The sequence below is a fragment of the Streptomyces sp. genome, from assembly GCF_050698815.1.
Lineage (GTDB): Bacteria > Actinomycetota > Actinomycetes > Streptomycetales > Streptomycetaceae > Streptomyces.
Genome location: NZ_JBOHCV010000203.1, coordinates 1 through 3,992, shown reverse-complemented (window position 1 = coordinate 3,992; position 3,992 = coordinate 1). Strand labels below are relative to the sequence as shown.

General features: G+C 70.2%; 4 protein-coding genes and 1 pseudogene. 4 read left to right on the top strand and 1 reads right to left on the bottom strand.

The features are described from left to right. Together ACRDP3_RS07510 and ACRDP3_RS07505 are read left to right on the top strand one after the other, a co-directional pair. Nucleotides 1-186 (top strand): annotated as a pseudogene (locus ACRDP3_RS07510) (ABC transporter ATP-binding protein); the annotation flags it as partial. 14 nt (nucleotides 187-200) lie between these two features. After that, nucleotides 201-1,286 (top strand): ABC transporter ATP-binding protein, encoded by a 1,086-nt coding sequence (locus ACRDP3_RS07505; protein WP_431516056.1) that lies wholly within the window; start codon nucleotides 201-203, stop codon nucleotides 1,284-1,286. A gap of 119 nt (nucleotides 1,287-1,405) precedes the next feature. Here ACRDP3_RS07505 and ACRDP3_RS07500 read toward each other — a convergent pair whose 3' ends face one another. After that, a complete protein-coding gene (locus tag ACRDP3_RS07500; protein WP_431516055.1) occupies nucleotides 1,406-2,152 on the bottom strand; it encodes a transglycosylase SLT domain-containing protein in 747 nt (248 codons plus the stop codon). A 418-nt stretch (nucleotides 2,153-2,570) separates the two neighbouring features. Here ACRDP3_RS07500 and ACRDP3_RS07495 point away from each other — a divergent pair, with 418 nt between their 5' ends. Continuing rightward, on the top strand, nucleotides 2,571-3,230 hold the full coding sequence (locus tag ACRDP3_RS07495; protein WP_431516054.1) for a trimeric intracellular cation channel family protein: 660 nt from the start codon (nucleotides 2,571-2,573) through the stop codon (nucleotides 3,228-3,230). A gap of 73 nt (nucleotides 3,231-3,303) precedes the next feature. Continuing rightward, on the top strand, nucleotides 3,304-3,992 hold a 689-nt coding region (locus ACRDP3_RS07490; RefSeq protein WP_431516053.1), incomplete at its 3' end, for a thioesterase family protein.

Sequence of the window (3,992 nt, the reverse complement as noted above, 5' to 3'; positions counted from 1 at the left end):
ATCAACATCCCCAAGGGCTGCGCCTTCAACCCGCGCTGCGCGTACGCGGACGTGCCCAAGGGCAACGTCACCCGCACCGACCGGCCCGATCTGCGCGACGTGGGCAGCGGTCACAAGTCCGCCTGCCACCTGTCGCAGCCGGACCGGGAGCGGATCTGGAACGAAGAGATTGCGCCGAAGCTGTGAGTGAGGACGAGCAGATGACGATCCCAGCCCAGCAGGCGTCGGGCACGGTGCTGACCAAGGCCGACCCGGAGCCCGGCGAGGCGCTGCTCCGGGTCAGCGGCCTGAAGAAGCACTTTCCGATCACCAAGGGTCTGCTCAAGCGCCAGGTCGGGGCGGTCAAGGCGGTCGACGGCATCGACTTCGACGTACGGGCGGGGGAGACCCTGGGCGTCGTCGGCGAGTCCGGCTGCGGCAAGTCGACCATGGGCCGCCTGATCACCCGGCTGCTCGAGCCGACCGCGGGCACCGTCGAGTTCGAGGGCCGGGACATCACCCACCTCGGCGTGGGCGCCATGCGCCCGCTGCGGCGCGACGTCCAGATGATCTTCCAGGACCCGTACTCGTCGCTGAACCCCCGGCACACCGTCGGCGCCATCTGCAGCGCGCCCTTCAAGCTCCAGGGCGTCACGCCCGAGGGCGGTGTGAAGAAGGAGGTGCAGCGGCTGCTGGAGGTGGTCGGGCTCAACCCCGAGCACTACAACCGCTACCCGCACGAGTTCTCCGGCGGCCAGCGCCAGCGCATCGGCATCGCGCGGGCGCTCGCGCTCAACCCCAAGCTGGTCGTCGCCGACGAGCCGGTCTCCGCGCTGGACGTCTCCATCCAGGCCCAGGTCGTCAACCTGCTGGACGACCTCCAGGACGAGCTGGGTCTGACGTACGTGATCATCGCGCACGACCTGTCCGTCATCCGGCACGTCTCGGACCGGATCGCGGTGATGTACCTCGGCAAGATCGTGGAGCTGACCGACCGGAAGTCGCTGTACGAGTCGCCGATGCACCCGTACACCCGGGCGCTGCTCTCGGCGGTGCCGGTGCCCGACCCGCGCCGCAGGTCGGCGGGCGGCGGCCGGGAGCGCATCCTGCTGCAGGGCGACGTGCCCTCGCCGATCAAGCCGCCGAGCGGCTGCCGCTTCCACACCCGGTGCTGGAAGGCGACCGAGGTCTGCAAGACGACCGAGCCGCCGCTGGTCGCGTTGCGCACCGGCCACAACGTGGCCTGCCACCACCCGGAGAACGCTCCGGACCAGCAGCCGCAGGACTCCGTGCCGCTGGCCGGTTAGGGGCACGTCCCGGGTGGAACCGGTCCGTGAGCACGGACGAGGGCGGCTGCGTGCATCGCAGCCGCCCTTCCGTTTTCGCGCTATGCCGTTGTTGTCCGTCCGGCCGGGGCCGGGCCGACTCAGTACGCGGAGTCGACGTTGTCCATGGAGCCGTACTTGTCGGCCGCGTAGTTACAGGCGGCGACGATGTTCGCGACCGGGTCGGTGACCTTATCGGTCGTGCCCTCCACGTGGTACGCGTCGAAGGTCGGCTGAATGGTCTGCAGCAGGCCCTTGGACGGCGTGCCCTTCTTGGCGTTGATGTCCCAGTCGTTCATGGCGTTCGGGTCGCCGGCGGACTCACGCATGATGTTCTTCTTGATGCCCTGGTACGAGCCGGGGATGCCCTCTTCCTTCATGATGACGCGGGCTTCCTTGATCCAGCCGTCCAGGTTGTCGGACTTGGTGGTGCGGTCGGTGGAGCGGCTGGCGTCCGCGTCCGCACGGGCCTCCTTGGCCTTGCTCGCCTGCTCGGCCTTGGCGTTCTTGGCGGCCGTGGCCTGCTTGTCCGCCTTCGCGTCCTTGGTGTCCTTGGCGTTCTTGGCGTCGCCGGCCGGCTTCTCACCCTTCGAGAGGCTCTGCGTGAGGGGGTGGTCCGCCTTGATGTCCTTGGCGTGGTTACCCGTCGTGGCCTGTGCGGTCTTCGTGCCCGCGTCCGCGCTCACCGAGTGCCCCACGGTCTTCTTGGCAGGGCTATGGCTCGCTTCGCCACCGGCGGCCGAGGCGGGCGACGCGCCGGCGCTGAGGGCCGCTACGCCTGCGACGGCCGCGAGGCCGACAGCGGTGGACTTCTGGGTGCGGGTCAGGCGGGTGATAGCAGTACGCATAGGAGAGCGAAAACCTTTCGATTGCCGTCGTCGCGGAAAAGCCGGATCGGCTGGGGCGCCGGTTCTGGTTTCCGGCGAAGTGCGACGCTGCCCATTGGTAAAAGCTCAGGAGCACAGAACCAAATAAGTGACCTACTAACCGGCTTGGTGGGGCAAAGCGGACGATTCGGACAATGCCCATCGACGCGGGCATGCGGCGTGGGTGTGCCTACGAAGGGGTTTCGTATGTGACGTGGGCCCTATGGAGCGACTCACATTCCGCGGCGCCGACGTGGACGCGCGGTAGCGGTCGCGACACAAAAGGTTCGGTATATCCGAGACGCTTCGTTCTGGTCCGGTATGGCGCTTATCGGCCTGTCCCGCAGCGCCGCCGCCCCGGCCTCCTTGACGTGGCGTCGTGACCGGGAGAATGGGCCCGGTGAGCCCCCTCCTCGACCCGACCCTGCAGCACTGGCTCGACCTCGTCGGGATCTTCGTCTTCGCCATCTCCGGCGCGCTGCTCGCCGTACGCAAGAACCTCGACGTCTTCGGCATCGCCGTCCTGGCCGAGGTCACCGGCCTCGGCGGCGGACTGTTCCGCGACGTGGTCATCGGCGCGGTGCCGCCCGCCGCCTTCACCGACATCGGCTACTTCCACGCCCCGCTGATCGCCACCGCCCTGGTCTTCTTCCTCCACCCGCACGTCGAGCGGATCAACAAGGCGGTCATGGTCTTCGACGCGGCGGGCCTGGGTCTGTTCTGCGTCACCGGCACCGTCAAGGCGCACGAGTACGGGCTCGGGCTGCCGGCGTCCGCCGTGCTGGGCCTCGCCACGGCCGCCGGCGGCGGCGTCCTGCGTGACGTGCTCGCCAATGAGGTGCCGTCGCTGCTGCGCTGGGACCGCGACCTCTACGCCGTACCGGCGATCATCGGTGCCACCGCGGCGGCGCTGCTCCTCCACCTCGACGCCCTCGACGCCGTGACCATGACGCTGGCCGCCGCGCTCGCCTTCGTCTTCCGGCTGCTGGCGCTGCGCTTCGGCTGGCGGGCCCCGCGGGCCTGGCACCGGCGCTCGGAGGCGACGGAGTCGGAGCTGTAGCCGTACGACCGGCGAGGGCCGGGGTCAGGGGCTGCTCTACCCGCCGGTAACTTCACCGTGTACCGTGCATCTCATGTCCGACACCCTCTCCGCAGCCACCCTCAGCGAGTTCGACCGGGACACCGCCGTACGGCTCCGCGAGCCCGGTGTCTACGACGCCGACCTCTCCCCGGGCTGGGCCATCGGCCACGCGCTCAACGGCGGCTACCTGCTGGCCACCCTCGGCCGCGCGCTCGGTGAGGCTCTGCCCCACCCCGACCCCTTCACCGTCACCGCGCACTACCTCTCGGCCACCACCCACGGCCCCGCCGTCATCCGCACCGAGGCCGCCCGTACGGGCCGGACCCTCTCCAGCGGCTCGGCCGGCCTCTTCCAGACCGACGCCGAGGGCAACGAGATCGAGCGCATCCGCGTCCTCGCCTCCTACGGCGACCTGGCCGCGCTGCCCGACGACGTCCGCACCAGCGCCAAGCCCCCGGCGATCCCGCCCCGCGAGCAGTGCTTCAGCGCCCACGACAACCCGGGCGGGCCGGACGCGGGCCCCGAGATGGGCAACCGCCTTGACCTCCGCCTCGACCCGGCCACCTGCGGCTGGGCAGTCGGCGCGCCGAGCGGGCGGGGCGAGATGCGCGCCTGGCTCGGCCTGGCCGACGGCCGCGACGCCGACCCGTTCTCGCTGCTGATGGCCGTGGACGCGCTGCCGCCCACCGCCTTCGAGCTGGGCCTGAGCGGCTGGGTGCCGACCGTCGAACTCACCGCCCA

What these genes read in the sequence shown, in the direction of transcription:
- ACRDP3_RS07505 (WP_431516056.1), top strand. Translation starts at nt 201, where the DNA reads ATGACGATCCCAGCCCAGCAGGCGTCGGGCACGGTGCTGACCAAGGCC.
- ACRDP3_RS07500 (WP_431516055.1), bottom strand. Translation starts at nt 2,152, where the DNA reads ATGCGTACTGCTATCACCCGCCTGACCCGCACCCAGAAGTCCACCGCT.